1 protein-coding gene is annotated in these 572 nt (G+C 41.3%); it reads left to right on the top strand.

Features of this window, described 5'->3' with window-relative positions; genetic code table 11:
• Positions 1-9: 9 nt before the first annotated feature.
• Positions 10-572: transposase (locus WMO41_RS15855; protein WP_349230599.1), on the top strand; the 563-nt coding region annotated here is incomplete at its 3' end.

Raw genomic sequence — 572 nt, 5'->3', positions numbered from 1 at the left:
TCATTTTCGCTGTATTATCAAATCAAACTTCCGCTGGATTTAGAGATTTCTATTCCATCTGATGATCCAGTTCGTCTGGTAAGTGCCTTTGTGGAGGAAATGGACCTTTCTGAACTATATAAAACTTATGGCAGGATCAGAAAAAATCAGGCAACGCCGCGTCAGATGCTGAAACTCGTTATCTATGCAGCAATGAATCGAATCTACTCAAGTCGAGATATCAGAAAAGCATGTAAACGGGATATCAACTTTATGTATCTCCTTGAAGGAATGCCTGCTCCTGATCATGCAACGATTGCGCGTTTTATCTCCCTACATTTTTCTGCCTGCGCAAAGGTTCTGCTTGCCCAAATGTCAGATCTGCTCTATCTTCTTGGTGAGATTTCGGGAAAGACCATTTTTATTGATGGCACCAAGATTGAATCGGCAGCCAATAAATATACATTTGTATGGAAACGGGCTATTACGAAAAATCAGGCCCGGTTATACACAAAACTAACTTCTTTTGTGGCTGAATGCGAAGAACTCTATGGAATCAGGACCGTATACCATGACCAGATATCCATCCACAC

Origin of the sequence: Ventrimonas faecis (assembly GCF_040096075.1) — a bacterium.
GTDB classification, from domain to species: Bacteria; Bacillota; Clostridia; order Lachnospirales; family Lachnospiraceae; genus Brotaphodocola; species Brotaphodocola faecis.
Note: the sequence above shows the minus strand (reverse complement) of the source record. Positions and strands in the feature narration are given on the sequence as shown.